The sequence below is a fragment of the Algoriphagus aquatilis genome, assembly GCF_042657405.1.
Taxonomy (GTDB): domain Bacteria; phylum Bacteroidota; class Bacteroidia; order Cytophagales; family Cyclobacteriaceae; genus Algoriphagus; species Algoriphagus aquatilis.
On sequence record NZ_JBHSKS010000003.1, the window covers coordinates 241,385 to 260,950 of the forward strand.

At 43.6% G+C, this 19,566-nt stretch carries 16 protein-coding genes, 1 tRNA gene and 1 pseudogene; 13 read left to right on the forward strand and 5 right to left on the reverse strand.

Features of this window, described 5'->3' with window-relative positions; translation table 11 throughout:
- Positions 1-426: 426 nt before the first annotated feature.
- The 4 genes and pseudogenes from gyrB to ACFPIK_RS05445 all read left to right on the forward strand — a co-directional run.
- Positions 427-2,385, forward strand: coding sequence for a DNA topoisomerase (ATP-hydrolyzing) subunit B (gene gyrB, locus ACFPIK_RS05430; RefSeq protein WP_377913029.1), 1,959 nt, complete (start codon positions 427-429; stop codon positions 2,383-2,385).
- A 98-nt stretch (positions 2,386-2,483) separates the two neighbouring features.
- On the forward strand, positions 2,484-4,607 hold the full coding sequence (ppk1, locus tag ACFPIK_RS05435) for a polyphosphate kinase 1 (protein WP_377913031.1): 2,124 nt from the start codon (positions 2,484-2,486) through the stop codon (positions 4,605-4,607).
- Positions 4,608-4,807: 200 nt separating this feature from the next.
- Positions 4,808-4,939 (forward strand): hypothetical protein, encoded by a 132-nt coding sequence (locus ACFPIK_RS05440; RefSeq protein ID WP_377913033.1) that lies wholly within the window; start codon positions 4,808-4,810, stop codon positions 4,937-4,939.
- A gap of 15 nt (positions 4,940-4,954) precedes the next feature.
- Positions 4,955-5,701: pseudogene (locus ACFPIK_RS05445) on the forward strand (DUF3078 domain-containing protein); the annotation flags it as partial.
- A 477-nt stretch (positions 5,702-6,178) separates the two neighbouring features.
- On the opposite strand, the gene ACFPIK_RS05450 reads toward ACFPIK_RS05445, so the two are convergent.
- Together ACFPIK_RS05450 and sucC are read right to left on the reverse strand one after the other, a co-directional pair.
- A tRNA-Arg gene (locus ACFPIK_RS05450) sits at positions 6,179-6,252 on the reverse strand.
- 10 nt (positions 6,253-6,262) lie between these two features.
- Positions 6,263-7,477 carry an ADP-forming succinate--CoA ligase subunit beta gene (sucC, locus tag ACFPIK_RS05455; protein ID WP_377913035.1) on the reverse strand — a complete coding sequence of 405 codons (1,215 nt, stop codon included), beginning with the start codon at positions 7,475-7,477 and terminating at the stop codon, positions 6,263-6,265.
- A gap of 139 nt (positions 7,478-7,616) precedes the next feature.
- Here sucC and ACFPIK_RS05460 point away from each other — a divergent pair, with 139 nt between their 5' ends.
- Positions 7,617-8,273 carry an ABC transporter ATP-binding protein gene (locus ACFPIK_RS05460; protein WP_377913037.1) on the forward strand — a complete coding sequence of 219 codons (657 nt, stop codon included), beginning with the start codon at positions 7,617-7,619 and terminating at the stop codon, positions 8,271-8,273.
- Here ACFPIK_RS05460 and ACFPIK_RS05465 read toward each other — a convergent pair whose 3' ends face one another.
- Positions 8,274-8,723, reverse strand: coding sequence for a peroxiredoxin (locus ACFPIK_RS05465; RefSeq protein ID WP_377913039.1), 450 nt, complete (start codon positions 8,721-8,723; stop codon positions 8,274-8,276). It abuts the gene before it with no gap.
- Positions 8,724-8,875: 152 nt separating this feature from the next.
- Between ACFPIK_RS05465 and ACFPIK_RS05470 the strand changes: the two genes are divergently transcribed.
- Genes ACFPIK_RS05470 through ACFPIK_RS05485 form a run of 4 tightly spaced genes read left to right on the forward strand, consistent with a single transcriptional unit; the run spans position 8,876 to position 12,348 of the window.
- Positions 8,876-9,679 carry a DMT family transporter gene (locus ACFPIK_RS05470; RefSeq protein WP_377913366.1) on the forward strand — a complete coding sequence of 268 codons (804 nt, stop codon included), beginning with the start codon at positions 8,876-8,878 and terminating at the stop codon, positions 9,677-9,679.
- A 44-nt stretch (positions 9,680-9,723) separates the two neighbouring features.
- A complete protein-coding gene (locus ACFPIK_RS05475) occupies positions 9,724-11,208 on the forward strand; it encodes a nicotinate phosphoribosyltransferase (RefSeq protein WP_377913041.1) in 1,485 nt (494 codons plus the stop codon).
- Positions 11,198-11,827: a bifunctional nicotinamidase/pyrazinamidase gene (gene pncA, locus ACFPIK_RS05480; protein ID WP_377913042.1), complete on the forward strand. Its 630-nt coding sequence runs from the start codon at positions 11,198-11,200 to the stop codon at positions 11,825-11,827. The genes ACFPIK_RS05475 and pncA overlap by 11 nt, the downstream gene beginning before the upstream one ends.
- Positions 11,828-11,829: 2 nt before the next feature.
- Positions 11,830-12,348, forward strand: a complete 519-nt coding sequence (locus tag ACFPIK_RS05485; protein WP_377913044.1) for an acyl-CoA thioesterase — start codon at positions 11,830-11,832, stop codon at positions 12,346-12,348.
- Positions 12,349-12,436: 88 nt separating this feature from the next.
- On the opposite strand, the gene ACFPIK_RS05490 is transcribed toward ACFPIK_RS05485, so the two are convergent.
- Positions 12,437-12,757: an antibiotic biosynthesis monooxygenase family protein gene (locus ACFPIK_RS05490; protein ID WP_377913046.1), complete on the reverse strand. Its 321-nt coding sequence runs from the start codon at positions 12,755-12,757 to the stop codon at positions 12,437-12,439.
- Positions 12,754-13,347, reverse strand: a complete 594-nt coding sequence (locus tag ACFPIK_RS05495) for a DJ-1/PfpI family protein (protein ID WP_377913048.1) — start codon at positions 13,345-13,347, stop codon at positions 12,754-12,756. Before ACFPIK_RS05495 ends, ACFPIK_RS05490 begins: the two co-directional genes overlap by 4 nt.
- A 178-nt stretch (positions 13,348-13,525) precedes the next feature.
- Here ACFPIK_RS05495 and ACFPIK_RS05500 point away from each other — a divergent pair, with 178 nt between their 5' ends.
- From ACFPIK_RS05500 to ACFPIK_RS05515, 4 genes are all read left to right on the forward strand, one after another.
- Positions 13,526-14,464: a DUF4097 family beta strand repeat-containing protein gene (locus ACFPIK_RS05500; RefSeq protein ID WP_377913049.1), complete on the forward strand. Its 939-nt coding sequence runs from the start codon at positions 13,526-13,528 to the stop codon at positions 14,462-14,464.
- A 178-nt stretch (positions 14,465-14,642) separates the two neighbouring features.
- Positions 14,643-15,020, forward strand: coding sequence for a hypothetical protein (locus tag ACFPIK_RS05505; protein WP_377913051.1), 378 nt, complete (start codon positions 14,643-14,645; stop codon positions 15,018-15,020).
- A 94-nt stretch (positions 15,021-15,114) separates the two neighbouring features.
- Positions 15,115-17,610: a YbcC family protein gene (locus tag ACFPIK_RS05510; RefSeq protein ID WP_377913053.1), complete on the forward strand. Its 2,496-nt coding sequence runs from the start codon at positions 15,115-15,117 to the stop codon at positions 17,608-17,610.
- Positions 17,610-19,532, forward strand: coding sequence for a proton-conducting transporter transmembrane domain-containing protein (locus ACFPIK_RS05515; protein ID WP_377913055.1), 1,923 nt, complete (start codon positions 17,610-17,612; stop codon positions 19,530-19,532). Before ACFPIK_RS05510 ends, ACFPIK_RS05515 begins: the two co-directional genes overlap by 1 nt.
- The last annotated feature ends 34 nt before the right edge of the window (positions 19,533-19,566 follow it).

Consider the following 19,566-nt stretch of genomic DNA (forward strand, 5'->3'; position numbering starts at 1 on the left):
TGATTTACAATTATGTTAATTAACAGTTATAAATAAGGTATGTATGGTTGTTTTATTTGGTTCAAAATTTAAAAAAAAATTAAATGTATCTTGAAATTCAGAATAATATTTGGTTGTAGGAGTGTGATTTTAGATTGATTTTATCTTTAAACCCGCTGAAATTCAGGGTGAAGATGTGTGTTTAGGGTTGACGGGTATTGATTTTCTCAGAATAAAATTTGGTTTGTTGGGCCTATTTATCCTTGCTTTAATTCTTTAAAAGGAGTCTTCATACTGTTTTTGTTTTTTAGCCTGATTTCCTAATCAATCCTTGGTTGAATTGGATTTTTCCTAAATGTAAAATCACATTTTTTCCCTATCTTGCCTCGTCTAAAACGAACACTAAATCACCTTTTTGGCCCATTTTTAGGGTTTTCTCCAAAAATTATGAGTGAAGAACAAGCTAAAAACCCAGCAGAATACGGCGCTGGTAATATTCAGGTATTAGAAGGCCTGGAAGCGGTAAGAAAACGTCCCGCGATGTATATCGGTGATGTGGGAATCAAAGGACTTCATCACCTTATTTGGGAAGTTGTAGATAACTCGATAGATGAAGCTCTGGCTGGTCATTGTGATACCATTCATGTGACGGTCAATGAAGATAATTCAGTAACCGTAGAGGATAATGGGCGAGGTATTCCCACTGACATGCACCCCAAGGAGAAGAAATCAGCTTTGGAGGTTGTACTAACAGTGTTACACGCCGGCGGTAAATTTGACAAGGATACCTACAAGGTTTCCGGTGGCCTTCACGGGGTGGGAGTTTCTTGTGTGAATGCACTTTCCACTGACCTTAAAGCGACAGTTCACCGAAATGGTGTTATTACTGAGCAGGAATTTAAAATCGGGGTGCCTCAATATCCTGCCAGAGAGATCGGCAAGACGGATAAAAGAGGAACCATTATCCATTTCAAGCCTGATGCAAGCATATTCACAGTAACGGAGTACAAGTACGAAACCATCGCCAATCGTCTCCGAGAGATGGCCTACCTCAATGCAGGCATCCGTATTCACCTCAAGGATATGCGCGAGATCGAAGATGACGGCAGTCCAAAATCAGATGAATTTTACTCTGAAGGTGGCTTGGTAGAGTTTGTGAAATACTTGGATGAGACAAGAGAAAAAATTATTGAAGAACCGATCTACATCGAGTCGCTCAATCAGGAAGTGCCTGTTCAAGTGGCAATGAACTACAATAGTTCTTATACCGAGAATGTGGTTTCCTACGTGAACACAATCAATACTTACGAAGGTGGATCTCACGTGACCGGTTTCAGAAGAGCTTTGACTCGTACGCTCAAGGCCTATGCAGACAAATCAGGCATGTTGGAAAAGCTGAAGATTGAGGTTTCAGGAGATGATTTCCGTGAAGGATTGACGGCCGTCATTTCTGTTAAAGTCGCCGAACCGCAGTTTGAAGGACAAACCAAAACCAAACTAGGAAACTCAGATGTGGTTGGTTTTGTAGATTCGGCAGTTTCTGATGTGTTGCAAACTTGGCTGGAAGAGCATCCTCGTGAAGCAAAAACCATCGTGGGAAAAGTGATTTTGGCAGCCCAGGCTAGACATGCGGCAAGAAAAGCCCGCGAAATGGTGCAGCGTAAAAACGTATTAGGAGGGGGGGGATTGCCCGGCAAGCTAGCAGACTGTGCTAACTCAGATCCTACAGTATGTGAATTGTACCTTGTCGAAGGGGACTCAGCAGGTGGATCTGCCAAGCAAGGACGGGATCGAGACTTTCAAGCTATTTTACCGTTGAAGGGTAAAATTCTCAACGTGGAAAAAGCCCATGAGCACAAGATCTATGACAACGACGAGATCAAAAATATCCTCACTGCGTTAGGGGTAAAGTTTGGTACTGCCAACGATGACAAAGAACTCGACCTATCCCACCTACGATACCATAAGATTATCATCATGACGGATGCGGACATTGACGGTTCGCACATCCGGACATTGATTTTGACCCTTTTCTTCCGTTACATGAAGACCTTGATCGAAAAGGGATACGTTTACATCGCACTTCCACCGTTGTATTTGCTCAAAAAAGGAAAAGACGAGCGCTACTGCTGGACAGAAGAAGAGCGCAAAAGACTGGTATCTGAGATGGCTAAAGATGGCAGAGAAGATAGCGTGGGCATTCAGCGATATAAGGGTTTGGGTGAGATGAACCCAGAGCAACTTTGGTCTACCACTATGGATCCGAATACCCGAACGCTCAAGCAAGTAACCATTGAATCGGCCATTGAAGCAGACCACCTCTTCAGCATGCTGATGGGAGATGAAGTAGCCCCTAGAAGAGACTTCATCGAGCGCAATGCCAAGTATGCAAAAATCGATACATAATAAATTCAGGGGCTTAGATTAAGCCCCTTTTTTGCACAGTCCATCCAGAAAATACCATTTGGGTTTAATTTAAAAATTGATCTTACGAGTAGATAGATATGAAACTGGCTGTAGGAGATAAATACGAGTCAATCATTCAGAAGAGTGACCTGATCAGTCGTGATTTGAGTTGGGTGAAATTCAATGAACGCGTTTTGGATCAATCCAAAAAGCCTTTTCGGACAATTTTCGAAAAGCTGAAATTTTTGGCTATTACCGCCTCCAATTTGGATGAGTTTTTTATGATCAGGGTGGGTTCGCTATACAATTACCTTGATTACGACAAAGAGCGGGTAGATTATTCAGGCTTGAGAGAGGAGCCATTCAAGGAAAAGCTGATGAAAGACTGTCAGCGATTTCATCTCGATCAGCATCAGCATTTTACTCAAGTGATTTTGCCTGAATTGCATCAGGAAGGTATTTCATTGGTGAATGTATCTAAACTGAATGAAGAAGAGCAAGAGAAGGTAAGGCAATATTTCATCAAGGCTATTTACCCCATGCTTACTCCCATGGTCTATGATGGCTATCGCACGTTCCCGATTTTGATGAATAAGCTGCTCGTCTTTGGAGTGGTTACAACCAGTCCCGGGGAGCGAAAGGATATGAGGAAAATGAGCTTTGTTCAGATTCCAGCCAACATTCCGAGATTTTTTGAGATTGAACGAGAAAATTCCCTCACGCTAATTCCTATCGAGGAAGTTATCCGTGAAAATTTGATTTCCCTATTCAGAAATGTGGAAATCGAATCCGTCAGTCTTTTCAGAATCACCCGAAACGGAGATTTTACTTTGGAAGAAAGTGAGGATATGGATGCCAACTTTTTGGAAGAAGTAAAGCGTAAGCTGATGGAGCGAAAGACTGGTCGCGTGGTAAAAATCGAAATCGAAGAAGGCTACTCCAAGTGGATGCTCAATTCACTATTAGAAAGATGGAATCTCCACCCCGATTCAGTTTTTATGGTCAGAAGGGCCAGTATGATTGATTTTACCGGACTCTGGCAAATTGTGGGCAATAAAAGATTCCGAGATCGATTACCTCAGATCCCCGAGCCTGTAAAGCCACTGTCCTATCCGGAGGAGGGGAGGGCGGACATCTTTGATATCTTGAAAGAGAAGGATATTCTATTGCACCATCCTTACAATAACATCGATTCGATTTTGGATCTGATTGAAAAAGCTGCAGATGATCCAGATGTCATGGCTATCAAGATGACCATTTATCGCTTGGCAAAAGACAGTCGGATTACCAAGGCTTTGCTAAGGGCCGCAGAAAACGGTAAGCACGTTTCAGTTCTTTTTGAAGTAAAGGCAAGATTTGATGAGGAAAACAACATCAGAGAAGCTAAAAAGCTTCAAAAAGCCGGATGCTTTGTGATCTATGGTATTTCAAACCTGAAAACACACACCAAGCTTCTCCTAATTGTCAAAAAAGACGATCAGGAAATCACTCGCTACGTGCATTTGGGTTCGGGCAATTACAATGAAGACACCGCAAGACTGTATACCGATATAGGTTTGCTTACCACCAATGAGGTGCTGGCCAATGATGTCTCGGAATTTTTCAATGTAATCACCGGCCATTCGGTGCCGAGCGATTACCGTAATTTGATTACAGCACCTCGGGACATGCGTAACCAGCTCATACACTTTATCGAGCAGGAGGCTGAAAATGCCCGAAAAGGACTTTCCAGTGGTATTTTTATCAAAGTCAATTCACTAGAGGATTCCGAAATCATTTACGCCCTGTATCGTGCTTCCCAATCTGGAGTAAAGATAAAATTGATCGTGAGAGGGATTTGCTGCCTTCGTCCGGGAAGAATGGGTTTAAGCGAAAACATTGAGGTCCTATCCATAGTGGGAGATTTCTTGGAGCATAGCCGAATTTACCATTTCCATAATAACGGAGTGACACGTACTTATTCTGGTAGTGCCGATATGATGGTGAGAAGTTTCGATAAAAGGTTGGAATCTTTATTCAAAGTCGAATCTCCTCTTTTGGAAAGGCAACTGATGAATATTCTTGCATTTAACTTAAAAGATAATGTAAACTCCTACGTCATGCAGGAGGATGGAACCTATGTGGCTAAGGCTCCTAAAGATGGTGAGCCTGACTTCAACGTCCATAAGGAGTTTTTCGCCGTAGATGCAGCCGAAGTCATGCAAGTAAAATTGGTGGAATAATAGACCTGTTATTTATTCAAAAGCCCAAGGAATCCATAGATTCTTTGGGCTTTTTGGTTAAGAGTGAAAAGTATTTATTCGAGATTCATTGATAGAGACAGATCTTCGAATTACTCAGGAATTTTTCAGATGATTGCTTCAACACCTGTTTTACCCTGTTCATTTTTTTACTTTTGATACCTTACATCAATTTAAATACTATGAGAAAAGGTCTACTTATCATTTTCATGCTTCTTTCCTGGACATCTTGGGCTCAAGAGGATCCATCATTGACCAAAAAAGACACGAGCTATTGGCTGAAGGAGATCGGTGGTGGATTAAACTTCAATTAGGCTTCCTTCAGCGGCAATTGGAAAGGGGGTGGAGTCAATTCGATTGCCTTGGGAATTTACCTGCAAGGAAGAGCAAATTATGCCAAGGAAAAATGGACTTGGGACAATACCTTGGATTTTATCTATGGCACCGTGAAAAACCAAGGGGAAGAAACCCGAAAATCCAATGATCGAATTTTTCTAGACTCAAAAGTCGGTTTCAAGATCAATTCGAAATGGAATTACTTCTTCGCTGCCAATTTCCTTTCTCAATTTGCTCCCGGATATGATTTCAGTGGGACTGAAAAAAGACTCATTTCCAAGTTTGCTAATCCTGCATACTTCACTACAGGACTTGGAATTGAATACAAGCCTAATTCTGAATTTTCACTTAGGATGTCTCCTTTTTTCCCCAGATGGACCTTTGTGACCGACACAGAATTGTATCGGGAGGTTCCGTCCAATTATGGTGTGGAAATCGGGAAAAAGGTAAGACAGGAATGGCTTGCATTTAGCCTGATGGCAGACTGGAATAAAAAGCTTGCTGAAAATCTTAGTCTGCTTGTCAGATACCAGATGTATTCCAACTATGAAACTTTAGCATTCAAAACCATCGACCACCGATTGGATTTGGGCCTCACTGCTAAGGTAACTAGTTTGATCAATGTCAGTCTGACAAGTCTGAGTTTGTATGATATCGATCAGGACGAAAAAATCCAATTTAGCCAAGGGTTGGCACTGGGAATAGCATTTAAGCGAGGCAACTTTCCTGAAAAGAAATAAAAAAAATGCAAATTTTTATTTGGGATTTTGAATTAATCAGATTTGTATTATTTTTGAATTCATTGTGGTAGTTAAATAATAGTTGGTTTAGTTTTCAAATAAAGGGCAGGGGTTATACTCCTGCTTTTTTATTTTAAAGTCTTGGAATAGTTCAATTTTTTCAATTGGCTCCACCAATTACTCAATTCAAAAACCAAGGGATCATAATCAAGGGTTTAATCTTTTTTAAAGGGGCCTACGGTTAATTTTATGCTGGAAAAAATTCTTGGGCCTAGCTACAATCCTCAATTTTAAAATGATAAAAAGTGAGGCTGTTTATTAATTCATTATTTAGAAATGGTGAGGGCTGGCAAAGATTATTTTGGAAAATGTTGATTTCCTGAAATGGACAGCAAAGCCATAGATCATCATAGCTCATTCCTAACCGTGCTCTGCTCCCATAAACAAAAAAAGCCCAGACTTTCGTCTGAGCTTTTGTACACTCGGAAGGATTCGAACCCTCAACCCTCGGAGCCGAAATCCGATATTCTATCCAGTTGAACTACGAGTGCGTAATCTATTTTAAGCTTCAAGAGCAGCTTTTACTCTGTCTGCAGCTTCTTTCAAGGTAATTGCTGAAAATACTTTCAAGCCAGATTCGTCGATGATTTTTGCTCCTTCTTCCGCATTGGTACCCTGGAGTCTCACGATGATTGGCACTCGGATGTCTCCGATTGTTTTGTAAGCTTCTACCACACCGTTTGCGATTCTGTCGCAACGTACAATGCCTCCAAATACGTTGATTAAGATGGCCTTTACATTTGGGTCCTGAAGGATAATTCTGAAACCTGCTTCTACGGTGGTTGCATTTGCTCCTCCTCCTACGTCAAGGAAGTTAGCAGGCTCGCCGCCTGACAGCTTGATCATATCCATGGTCGCCATGGCAAGGCCGGCTCCGTTAACCATACAACCTACGTTTCCGTCAAGTTTCACATAGTTCAGACCAGATTTTCCAGCTTCTACTTCCAAAGGATCTTCTTCTGCCAAATCTCTCAATTCAGCCAATTTTGGCTGACGATATAAGGCATTATCATCCAGATTTACTTTAGCGTCAACCGCCAAGATCTTGTCGTCAGAAGTTTTTAGCACCGGGTTGATTTCAAACTGAGAAGAGTCAGTTGCAACGTAAGCATTGTAAAGAGATGTGATGAATTTCACCATTTCTTTATGAGCCGTGCCAGAAAGTCCCAATTTGAAAGCAACTTTTCTAGCCTGGAAGCCCTGAAGACCTACTTTAGGATCGATCCACTCTTTGATGATTTTTTCCGGATGGTGCTCAGCAACCTCCTCGATGTCCATTCCGCCTTCGGTAGAGGCCATGATCACATTGGATCCCGTAGCTCTGTCCAAAAGGATAGACATGTAATATTCTTTTGGTTCTGATGCGCCTGGATAGTATACGTCCTCAGCGATCAAAACTTTATTTACTTTTTTGCCTTCAGCGCCTGTTTGAATAGTAACCAAGGTGCCACCAAGGATAGCAGCTGCCTTTTCCTTCACATCTTCCAGTTTTTTGGCAAGTACTACACCTCTGGAGCCTGTTTCTTTTACCTCACCTTTACCACGGCCACCGGCATGAATTTGAGCTTTGATCACGTACCAGGATGTACCTGTCTGAGCATTGAGTTTTACAGCGGCTTCGTGTGCAGCCTCAGGAGAATCTGCCACGATCCCTTCCTGAATTCTAACACCGTACCCTTTAAGTACTTCTTTAGCCTGATATTCGTGAATGTTCATGCTTCTTAAATTTTTGCCCGAAGATAAGCGGATGAGGTGGATAAATCAAACCAGCCTTTTTCAATTTTTGGCAAAAAAGCCTCTTAATTCCTGGATTTGAGGGATTTGTTTTACTTTTAAAAACTCAAAAAAAGATACCATGCTGATTGCCAAAGGGATTCATAAATCCTACGGAAGTTTACACGTATTGAAAGGAGTGGATTTGGAAATTTCCGCCTCCGAAATAGTGTCCATCGTCGGTTCGTCCGGAGCAGGCAAAAGCACCTTGCTCCATATTCTGGGTACGCTTGATCAGCCTGACAAAGGCGAACTAGCCATGAATGGCAAAAATCTGATCCAACTCAAAGGGGATCGTCTTGCCGAGTTTAGAAATGATTCGATCGGGTTTATTTTTCAATTCCACAATCTGCTGCCTGAATTTACAGCCTTAGAAAACATCTTCATCCCAGGATTTATCCAAGGAAAAACTGAATCAGAACTTACCAAAAGAGCTGGAGAATTATCAGAAATCTTGGGAATCAGCCACCGACTTGACCACAAACCTTCTGAGCTTTCCGGTGGCGAGCAGCAGCGTGTGGCCGTGGCCAGAGCATTGATCAATCATCCTCAGGTCGTCTTTGCTGATGAGCCAAGCGGAAACTTGGATACTAACAATGCCCGAGGATTGCATGAGTTGTTTTTTAGGTTGAGAGATGAGTTAAAACTCGCCTTTGTCATCGTCACGCACAATGAAGAACTCGCCGGGATGGCTGACCGAAAGGTGGTGATGAAAGACGGACTGATTATTTCCTCCTGATTACTTTTTCACTTTGCGGAGCATGGCATCCACATGGGATTTGTTTTCGAAAAGTCCTTCGTAAATCCCTGCAATGTTGTGCTCACTGTCCAATAGGTAGGTGACTCGCTTAGGCATTTTGACCAGGGGAATCAGGGCATCATATGCTTTACAGACTTTTCCCGACTCGTCCGAAAGTAAGTCAAATGGCAATTTGTAAGCCTTTTTGAATTTTTCATGAGTAGGAATGTCGTCTCTACTGATGCCAAATACGGGAATGTCCAAATCTCTGAACTCGGCAAACTGATCTCTAAATTCACATGCCTCGGCCGTACAACCTCGAGTGAAGTCTTTGGGATAAAAGAAAAGAATCAGGGCTTTACCTTTCAGGTCTTTGGAAAGGGAAATTTTTTTATCTGAAGTAGAAGGAAGAGTGAAATCCGGAGCGGCTGTGCCTAATTCGAGTGCCATTGAATTTATTTTTCATCAAAACCATACCACTCGGCGTAAGGTTTTATCCAAACAAATTTTTGTTTCTTAGAACTATCCCTCTTTGAAATAGCTTTGTATCTCCAAGTACCTGATAAATCCACCCAACCTTGAAAATCAGTCCCGTTCAGTCCATGCTTCTGGCAGGAATATTTTTTGCCATGATGAATGTGTCTGTCAAATATATCCCTCACATTCCAGCCATCGAGATTGTTTGGTTTAGATCGGTTTTCAGTCTGATTTTCACCGTGATCGTTCTTGGAAAGAAAGGGATTCCCGTCTTCGGTAACAACAAACCCAATTTGATTACCCGTGGGATTGTGGGTTCGATCAGTTTGATCTTATTCTTTTACACCCTTCAGCGGATTCCTTTGGCCAGCGCGGTGACCATGCAATACTTGTCGCCGATATTCACCACGATTTTGGGTGTATTTATTTTGAAGGAAAAAGTCCGCCCCATACAATTTATCTACTTCGCCATGGCATTTGCCGGCGTGCTCATCATTCAAGGCTTTGACCCAAGAGTGGATGCACTGAGTGCAGGAATGGGACTTATTTCTGCCTTGGCTGCAGGAATTGCCTATAATATGATCCGCAAGCTGAAAACTTCCGAGCATCCTTTGGTCATCGTGTTCTATTTTCCATTGGTAACCATGCCGGTAGCCTCGATTTTGATGTATTTCGACTGGGCTATGCCCTCGGGTTGGGATTGGCTTATTTTACTTTGGATTGGCATCTGTACCCAGAGCGCTCAATATTTTATGACTGTGGCATACCAGACGGGCAATCTCTCGCGGGTCTCTAGCTTAAGTTACATGGGAGTCCTTTATGCCTTGATATTTGGATTTTTTCTCTTTGGAGAAACCTTCCCTTTTGCCTCTTACTTGGGTATGGGGTTGGTGTTGATTGGGATTTTCTTGAATTTAAGAGTGAAATAATTTTTTAATTTGAACTGTGATCAATATTTGAAAAATTGAATTTGATGAAAATCACCAAAGACCTCTACCAAAGCAACCTTGTCCTTCTGACTGATTTCTACCAGCTTACCATGGCGTATGCGTATTGGAAATCGGGAAAAGGAGAACAGGAGGCGGTGTTTAATCTGTTCTTTCGAAAGAACCCTTTTGAGGGGGGCTTTACCTTGGCGGCAGGATTGGACTATGTGGTGGATTTTTGTAAAAATTTCAAATTTGAAGCAGAGGACCTGAGCTACCTGCGGGAGATGAAGCAAAAGGACGGCTCTCCGGTGTTTGAGTCCGGTTTTTTGGACTATCTGAAGGGTTTAAAATTTACCTGTGACATCGATGCGGTGGAGGAAGGTACGGTGGTTTTCCCCAATGCCCCGCTGATCCGGGTCAAAGGTCCTTTGATTCAGTGTCAATTGCTGGAAACCCCTCTTTTAAATATCATCAACTTCCAAACGCTCATTGCCACCAAAGCGGCCCGCATTAATTTGGCAGCTCAAGGTGCACCTGTCTTGGAGTTTGGTCTGAGAAGAGCACAGGGGATCGACGGGGCATTGGCTGCCAGTAGGGCCTCTTACATTGGTGGCTGCACTTCCACCAGCAACGTGATGGCAGGAAAGCTTTTTGGTATTCCTGTTTCCGGTACGCATGCCCACAGCTGGATCATGTCTTTTGAAACTGAAATAGAAGCTTTCGAGGCGTATGCCGAAGCATTTCCGGATCAATGTGTCTTTTTGGTGGATACATACGAGACACTTCACGGGGTGAAAAACGCGATCAAAGTGGGGGAGATTTTGCGCAGCAAAGGAAAGGAAATGGTTGGCATTCGTATTGATTCCGGCGACTTGGCCTACTACTCCGTGCAAGCACGTCAGCTACTGGATGAGGCAGGGTTCCCCAATGCCAAAATTGTGGCTTCCAATGATCTCGACGAGCATATCATTTCTTCACTTAAAACCCAAGATGCCGCCATCGATGTGTGGGGAGTGGGGACCAAGCTCGTTACTGCCTTTGATCAGCCTGCGCTAGGAGCCGTCTATAAATTATCGGCTGTGAAAAACGCGGAAGGTGTGTGGGAACCCAAAGTCAAAGTCTCTCAGCAATCACTGAAAATCAACGTTCCGGGAATTCACACGATCAAGCGCTACTTCAGCAACGGCAAAGCCGTAGCGGATATGATCTATTTGGAAGGTCAGGAGATCGATCCAAAAGGAGTCGTGATCATCGATCCCAATGATGCGACCCGGAGAAAGAGACTCATGCCGGCATTTTACAAAGAAGAAGACTTGCTCAAGCCGATCTTCAAGCAAGGTGAATTGGTTTATCAACTTCCGAGTCTTGCTGCGATCCGAGAGCGATCTAATTTGCAGTTGGAAGCATTCGACAAAACCCATAAGCGACTCATCAATCCGCATACGTATCCCGTAGGATTGGAAGAAAATCTGCACCATTTGCGGATGGAGTTGGTGTTAAAGGCAAATAAATTTGAAGATGAAGCATAACTATTCGGATGCCGCACTGATCTTGGTGGATGTGCAACATGATTTTATACCCGGAGGAGCCTTGGAGGTAAAGGAAGGTGACCAAATCATTCCTTTGATCAATTCTTTTCAGGGAAAGTTTGAGCATGTCATTGCCACTCAGGATTTTCACCCGGCAGATCATGGAAGCTTTGCGGCAAATCATGCTGGAAAAAATCCCTACGATCAAATCGACTTGTTTGGGCTAAACCAGACTTTGTGGCCGGTTCACTGTGTGCAGGGTACTAAAGGGGCGGAATTTCATCCCGATCTCGATCAGGGTCGTTGGGAGGCGATTTTTCAAAAAGGGAAAAACCCGGAAGTGGATTCTTATTCTGGTTTTTTTGACAATGCCAGAAGGGGAGCCACGGGTTTGGGAGATTACCTGAAGGAAAAAGGAATCCGAAAAGTATTCGTCTGTGGATTGGCTTTGGATTACTGCGTCAAGTTTACCGCTTTGGATGCTCAAAGTCTGGGATTTGAAACCTCTCTCATCACGGATGCTACCCTTGCAGTAAACATAAATCCCGAAGATGGGGCAAAAGCCATCAAAGAAATGGCGGCCGCAGGCATACATATTTTAACCAGCAAAGACCTTTAATCATGTTTGAATACAACTCCGAAAAGCATTATCCCAAAGAGACTGAAAGTCGAGTGGTCATCCGGTTTCAGGATTGTGATCCGCTCCGCCATCTGAATAATGCCAAGTACTTTGATTATTTCTTCAACGCTCGTGAGGATCAGGTTCCCAAATTGTATGGCTTGGAAATCATTGATCTGATTCGAGTGTACAAAGCAGCTTGGGTAGTGTACAATCACAACATCAGCTATGTCAAGCCTGCCATGGTGGGTGAGTGGGTACGGATCATGAGTCGTATTCTTTGGCACAATCACAATACCATCGTGGTGGAATACTACATGACGGACGATTCTAAGACCCAACTGAAAACCGTCTTGTGGTCCACTATGCGCTATGTGACTTTGGCTGAAGGCAAATCCACGGATCACTCCGGTGCGGTGCAAGACTTTCTAAAAGCTACTTCGCTTAACTTGGATTTGACTACCATGGAGATCAGGGATCGGGTCAAGCTGCTGAAAAGTGAACTGGAGAAGGGGAAGTAGAAAAATTCTCCAAAAAGACCTGTCAGGTTTTCAAAACCTGACAGGTCTGATATGAAGAGTAATCTCGAATTAATATCCAAACGATTTTCTATTCTCTTTCAAATCCATAATCCCGCTCTACCAAGGCGATTCGGGTTTTGAAGGAAGCATACCATTTTTCCCTTCCATACTTCTGAGCGACCAGATGGTCGGTGTTTGCTTTCCAGTTTTTGATGGCTTCGAGGCTTTCCCAATAGGAAATGGTAATTCCTAATCCATTTCGCACGCTTTCATGGCCGAGATAGCCAGGCTGCAGCTCTGCAAGCCGTACCATTTCCTCGGCCATCTCACCATAGCCCTCGTCTATTTCGGTTCGGAGATTGGTGAAAATGACTGCATAATAGGGAGGAGAGGGAGTAGCTGCTATCATTTTTTAGCTAGGTAAGGGTAATATTCCATGTACGCTGCGGTTTGCTCTGCGAGCGCTTTTCCAAAAGTCAATTCGGTAAGATGTAAGGCCAAATCAATGCCCGCCGAAATCCCTGCCGCTGTCCAGATTTGCTGATCACTTTGTACAAATCGAAGGTCCCGTTGGGGAACTCCCGAAGGTACGATTTCACGCATGCTGTCAAAAACCTCATGATGGGTGCAATAGGGCTTGTGATCCAAAAATCCTGTTTTTCCTAGAATTCGAGAACCCGAACACACACTCATGGTCCAAGAAGATTGAGAAGTAAGCCTTTTGATGTGGTTTAGGACTTCCTTTCGCTGAATCACCTTTTTGGTGCCGTCACCCCCGGGAATTACCAGATAGTCTAAGTTTTCCAAATCTGCTAATCTAAAGTCAGCTTTGATTTCAAGTCCGTTTTTGGCAATGATCGTTTTTTTATCGGCAGAGGCTACACGGATTTTCAGGAGTTTGTAGCCTGAAAGTTGATTGGCTACAGAGAAAACTTCAAATGGTCCGGCAAAGTCAAGGACCTCCATGTCATTAAAGGCAAAAATTCCTAGGGTTTTCATAGTTTCTGGAAGATTAGAAATTGGTTTGGTTACTTAAAGCTTTATTTAAAGGTATCCAAAAGTATTTCGACTTGATTCAGAATCGAATGAATTCTTAATTCATAGCAAATAAGCCATAAAAATTGAGGCTTTCTTAGGTCGATTTAGCCGGTTATACTAATTTAAAGAATTCGTTTTATTGATTGGATTTATGAAAAAGGGTTGCTTAGGTTTAGTTTTTTTAATCTTTATTTTTTCTTGTAATCTAGATCAAGTAAGAGATCAAGAAGTAAATGTTAAGGTCGATTACCTTGAATATTTAGAGATTAATCCTGGTGGATTGGAAGTTAGAATTATTGGTGACCAATCTTTGAAAGAAACTCTAATTGATGCAAAGCTGGTTAGGGAAAATGAATTTAGTCCCCTGCTGAAAGTCAATAGACAGTTTGGCCGAATAGTCCTTGACTTGGACAACATTCGCAACAATGTGAATCCCACTGCCGGTTTAATAGAAATCAAAACTCCAGGTAATTTGGAATTCAAAATAGTGGGTGGTATCGGTAAAATCTTGATCGCTAATTTGGAAACAGAACGTATTCAAATCGATCATAAGTCAGGAGAAGTTGCCCTTCAAAATATCAAGGCAAAAGAACTTTTGGTGATGCAAAATACAGGTGTATTTTCTGCTAATCAGATCGAAAGTGAAGACTTTTTTGTAAATCTTCTGGGTGGTTTAGGTAGTATTCAGAATTGTAAAGGAATACTAGGAGTATTTACAGAGGGAGGAAAGATAACTGTGCAGAATGTGGAGACAATGAGTCTTGCCGCCGCTAATAGCCCTGGAGGATTAGTATCTATCCAACAAGTAGGTCAACTCTCAGCTGCATCAGCTGGGAGGGGAGAAGTAAAAGGTGAAAATGTGGGACTTGCTAACCGAGTAGAGCTCAATGTTGCAGGTGGCACTATCATTCTTCAGACTCCCAGCGATTTGTCGCGATATGGATTTTTGTTCAATATGAGTCCTGGGTCAGTTGTAGTAGGAGGTAGAGTCTTCAATTCATCGGTATCTGATTTCATTGATGGTCAACCCTTAATGTTTGGAAGCCTTTATGGTGGGACTGTCTTGGTGAAAAATTAAGCAGCAGGCCTTTCAGTTGATTTTTTAAATTTTGACCATTTCTTCGATGCAGTGGATCAGGGACTTATTTACAAAATTGTTCAGAGTTTGAATCAATTGCTGATTTTTTGTTAATAAAAATTAAACATATTTATCACTTTGAAAAATTAAATTTATATTTCGAAGTTTTCTTGAATCCATGATTTCATTTCTGAGTCTTATCACCCTCTTTTTACGGCTTTCCTTGGCTATCCAAGGAAGTTGGGGCGGATATTCCATTCAGGATCATTCAGGAGATCAGCTTCACTGTCAATCAAGCACTCCGACTCAGGAATCCCTCTATTCAGATCCAAATTGGTTTGAGGGAAACATTAGCTTGATAAGAAAACTCGAAAATGAAGAACGGGTAGAAGCTGAAAGCGATTCTTTTTTAGGTTTTTGCTCCGATTTAACACCTGATTTTCTTTCTTCAGCCCATGAGTTGGTACCAAACTCAGAGTTTGGCACCAAAGCTATTCGGGGCAGTCTTCCTCCTCTTTACGACATTTTTCATTCTTGGAAAATCCATCTGAGCTAAGCTAAGACCATTTGGTCAAGCTTTTCCCGAAACTTCTTGTCGCGGGATTTTGGTCCATAAACTGGGCCATTATACTTACTCAGATTGACATTCTATGAAACATCATACCAAGCCGGGTGCTTTGGGTATGGAAGAAATCCTGCATGAACTCAGGCATTTTCTTCCTGCACAAGCCCCGCTGAAGGACTTCGTCCATCATAATACCTTACATGCATTTCAGCATTTGCCTTTTTTTCAGGCACTAAAGCAAGCCAATAGTCAGTTTGGCTATCAGGGATTTCTTTCTCTGGAAGAGTATAGACAACTCTACAGAGAAGGAAAGATTAAAGGAGTAATTATCAAAAAAGTACTCGAGGAGCACTTTGGTAAGTCTGCCAACGATTGGCTGGTCAAGTTGCTCGATGAGTCCGTAGAATCCTATTCAGATCCTAAAATCGGCCAATTTCGTGCCCATTGGAGATCGGATTATCACTTCAACCTCAATAAAGTCACCCATCCGTTTTTGTTTCGGATGATTGCAGCCTACCTCGACCAGGGGATTTCGATTTGGTCCTTTCCGGTGGAAGCCAAAGGGTTTTTGGATTCTGTTCGTAGGCTCCACAAGGAAAGTCTTTCTCCTATAGTACGTTCCAAACGAGCACAATCACTTCTGGAGAAAGATCAGCTAGAACTTACCGAGCTCTTGGAAATCCTTGTCGGAGATCCCGATTCTTACGGTTGGTACCTGTTTGACCAGCAGTTTGCACATCCGGGCTGGTCGGGAATGGTCTCTGTCTTGGAGTCCCAACCCGAATCTCTCTTGGATGCCAAGCCGATTACCCTGGAGGACGTGATCAAATTTGAGTGCCTACTCGAAATCGATGCCTTGGATCAAAAATTCGGTGAAAACTGGAGTCCCTTGGGTGTTCGATTTCCGCATCCTACCCAAGAATTGTTTGATGCCACGCTTTTTGAAGAAGCTGATCTGGTCTTGCAGTGCTGGCAGGAGGCTTTTGAATGGAGTTATTACGATGAGGTATTGGCGGGAATTGCTGCGGTATCGCCTCAGGTACCCAAGCCAAGTGCTCCTAGTTTTCAGGCCCTATTCTGCATTGATGACAGAGAGTGTAGTACTCGGAGACACTTGGAATACATCGATCCTGCCTGTGCAACCTATGGCACACCCGGCTTCTTCAATGTGGAATTTTACTTTCAACCTGAATACGGGAAGTTTCACACCAAATCCTGTCCTGCACCTGTCACTCCTAAATACCTGATCAAGGAATCGGCAAATCATAAAAAACTGGCCAAGGATGTCCACTTTCACCAAAACAGTCACTCACTCGTAAGAGGCTGGTTAAGTGCGCAGACGCTGGGTTTTTGGTCCGCACTGAAGCTGGTGGGCAATGTGCTTCGACCCAGTTCCTCAGCTTTGGAAGTTTCCAGTTTTAATCACATGGATCCCAAAGGAACCTTGACGATTGAGTATCAGGGATTGGAAGAGAATGGACTCCAAGTTGGGTTCAAAGTGGAGGAAATGGCCGATCGGGTAGAAGGGCTACTCCGAAGCATAGGTCTTTTGGAAAACTTTTCTTCCTTGGTGTATTTCGTTGGTCATGGAGCATCAAGCATTAACAATACGCACTATGCAGGCTATGACTGTGGGGCGTGTTGCGGCAGACCGGGATCGGTCAATGCCCGAGTGGCAGCACACATGGCCAATCATGCTGAGGTAAGAAAAGTACTTGCCGAGCGGGGAATAGTGATTCCGGAAGACACTCAGTTTTTGGGTGGCTTACATGATACGACTAAGGATGAAATCGTCTTTTTTGATGAAGAGGTTCTCTCTGCTTCCAATCAGACCTTGCATGCTTCGCATCAACAGAAGTTTGCCAAGGCTCTGGACATCAACTCGCTGGAGCGTGCCAGGAGATTTGATACGCTGAAGAAAAATAAGCCTCTTGCCGGACTCCATGAAGCGGTAAAAAAGCGTGCCTTTTCCCTCTTTGAGCCTCGTCCGGAATACAACCACGCGACCAATGCGCTGTGCATCGTGTCCCGAAAGTCCACCATCAAAGGGCTCTTTTTTGATCGCCGTGCATTTCTGAATTCCTACGACTACAGAAAAGATCCTCAGGGAAAAGCCCTCGCCAAAATCCTCGGGGCTGCTGCACCGGTTTGTGGTGGTATTAATCTGGAGTATTATTTCTCCCGCATGGATCCTGACCGACTTGGTGCCGGTACCAAGCTGCCTCACAATGTGATGGGCCTGATCGGTGTAGCCAATGGGGCAGACGGGGACTTACGAACAGGCTTGCCTTACCAAATGGTGGAGATCCATGATCCGATTCGACTCATGATGATCGTGGAGCAATATCCCGATCTGGTGCTTGAGGTCTTGAAGTCCAATCCGGCGACCTACGAATGGGTGAAAAATTACTGGGTGCACTTTGTGATCATTGATCCCAAGTCCCGTTTACTGCTTCGCTTTACAGATGAAGGGTTTGTTGAATACACGCCCGAGTCTCACATCGATCACCTCGATCACTTGCAGGACAAGCTCCTGAGCACCAAAGAAAATCTTCCGGTTTACTTAATCGACTCACTCTGATGGAACTCGCACTTTGGATTCAGTTCATGATAGGGATACCTCTCGTGGGCTTTTTGGTTAGTTTATTGGTTCCGGAGCGGAAGGAGAAGCTGCTTTCCCGAGTTGCTTTTTACACTGCGGGGATCAATTTGGCCAGTATTCTGGTGTTCCTGGTTTTCTGGGCAGGCGTGGGCTTTCAGGCGCTCAACCTCAAGGAATTTGTCCTCTTCAAGACCGATCATTTCGAGTTTTTGATAGACTTTTTCTTTGATCGGGTAGGAGCGGTGTATGTGGTGGTAGGAGCGGTTTTGACTTTTCTGATCACCTTTTACAGCCGATACTACCTGCACCGGGAAAGCGGCTACAAGCGATTCTTTAATACTGTTCTCTTCTTCTATGTAGGTTTCAATATCACCGTTTTGGCTGGAAATTTTGAAACGTTGTTCGTAGGATGGGAGATTTTGGGATTGTCTTCCTTCTTGCTGGTGGCGTTTTACAGGGAAAATCTGCTTCCCACCCGAAACTCCATCAAGGTCTTTTCCATCTACCGAATCGGAGATGTGGGATTGATTTTGGCCATGTGGGCAAGCCATCACCTCTGGCATGAAAATGTCACCTTTCTGAAGCTGAGTAATGCTCAATTGGTATCAGAGCACCTTGTGGGGCATACCGGCATTGGTTTGTTCATTGCCTTGATGCTCCTCCTTGCGGCAGCCGCCAAGTCAGCACAGTTTCCCTTCTCCTCTTGGTTACCACGTGCCATGGAAGGCCCCACACCCTCTTCGGCCATTTTCTATGGTTCGCTTTCGGTGCATTTGGGTGTGTTTCTTTTGCTGAGAACGTTCCCTTTCTGGGAAAATCAACTGACTGTCCGGGTATTGATTGGTCTGATGGGATTGACCACAGCGATCGTTTCCACGATGATTGCACGGGTGCAAACCTCCGTCAAAACCCAAATCGGCTACGCTTCGCTCACCCAAATCGGGATCATGTTTATCGAAGTGGCCGCGGGATTGGAAGTCTTGGCTTTGGTGCACTTTATGGGAAATGCCTTCTTGAGGACTTATCAGCTCCTAGTGTCTCCCTCGGTGGTGGCTTACCTGATCCGAGAGCAGTTTTACGGTTTTGAGCCAAAAGCCAAAAAGGTGGAAAGCTCCTGGATGAATCGTCTTCGGATCTCCTTTTATGTCTGGAGCCTGAAAGAATGGAACCTCGACCGCTTCATCAACAAGGTAGTCTTTAATCCCCTCAAAAAGCTGGGGCACAAGCTGGATTTCTTGAGCTATCGTACGGTGCTGCTCTACTTTGTCCCGAGCTACCTGTTGGGATTATACCTGTTGTTGACAGGGTATAAGTTGCCGGTTTTTGTGCACAGCGTATTGCCTACTGCCTTTGCCTTTATTGCTTTGATGATGGTGCTCAAGTCCTTTACCGAGCGAAAATCAGCTCGATTGGCTTGGACCATGTTGATGATGAATCATTTCTGGATGGTCTTGGCCATTGCCGAAAACGAAAACTTCTCTTACCTGGAGATTGGTATGTACCTCAGTGGCGTGATTGTCTTTGGACTTTCCGGTCTGTTCATCATCTCATGGATGAAAGGTCACCTCGGACAATCCGGCCTGTTTGATTACCAAGGCTATGTGAAGCGATACCCGGTATTGGCCTTTCTGTTTCTCTTGAGTGTACTGGGATTAATGGGCTTTCCAATCAGTCCTACTTTCATCGGGGAAGACTTGCTGTTTAGCCACATTCATGAGGACCAATACCTTCTGGCGTTTTTGGCGGCCTTGGCTTTTGTGATGGAAGGGATAGCGGCAGTCCGAATTTTCGCAAGGCTGTTTTTAGGCTTTAAGCGGAATAAATCCGAACAATCACCCGAACAGAAGTCCGAATTTTCTCTCTTCAGAATTTCTGACAAATCTATCATCAAACATTCCTAATTGATCATTTGGGATTTCATCCCATCAAAATATT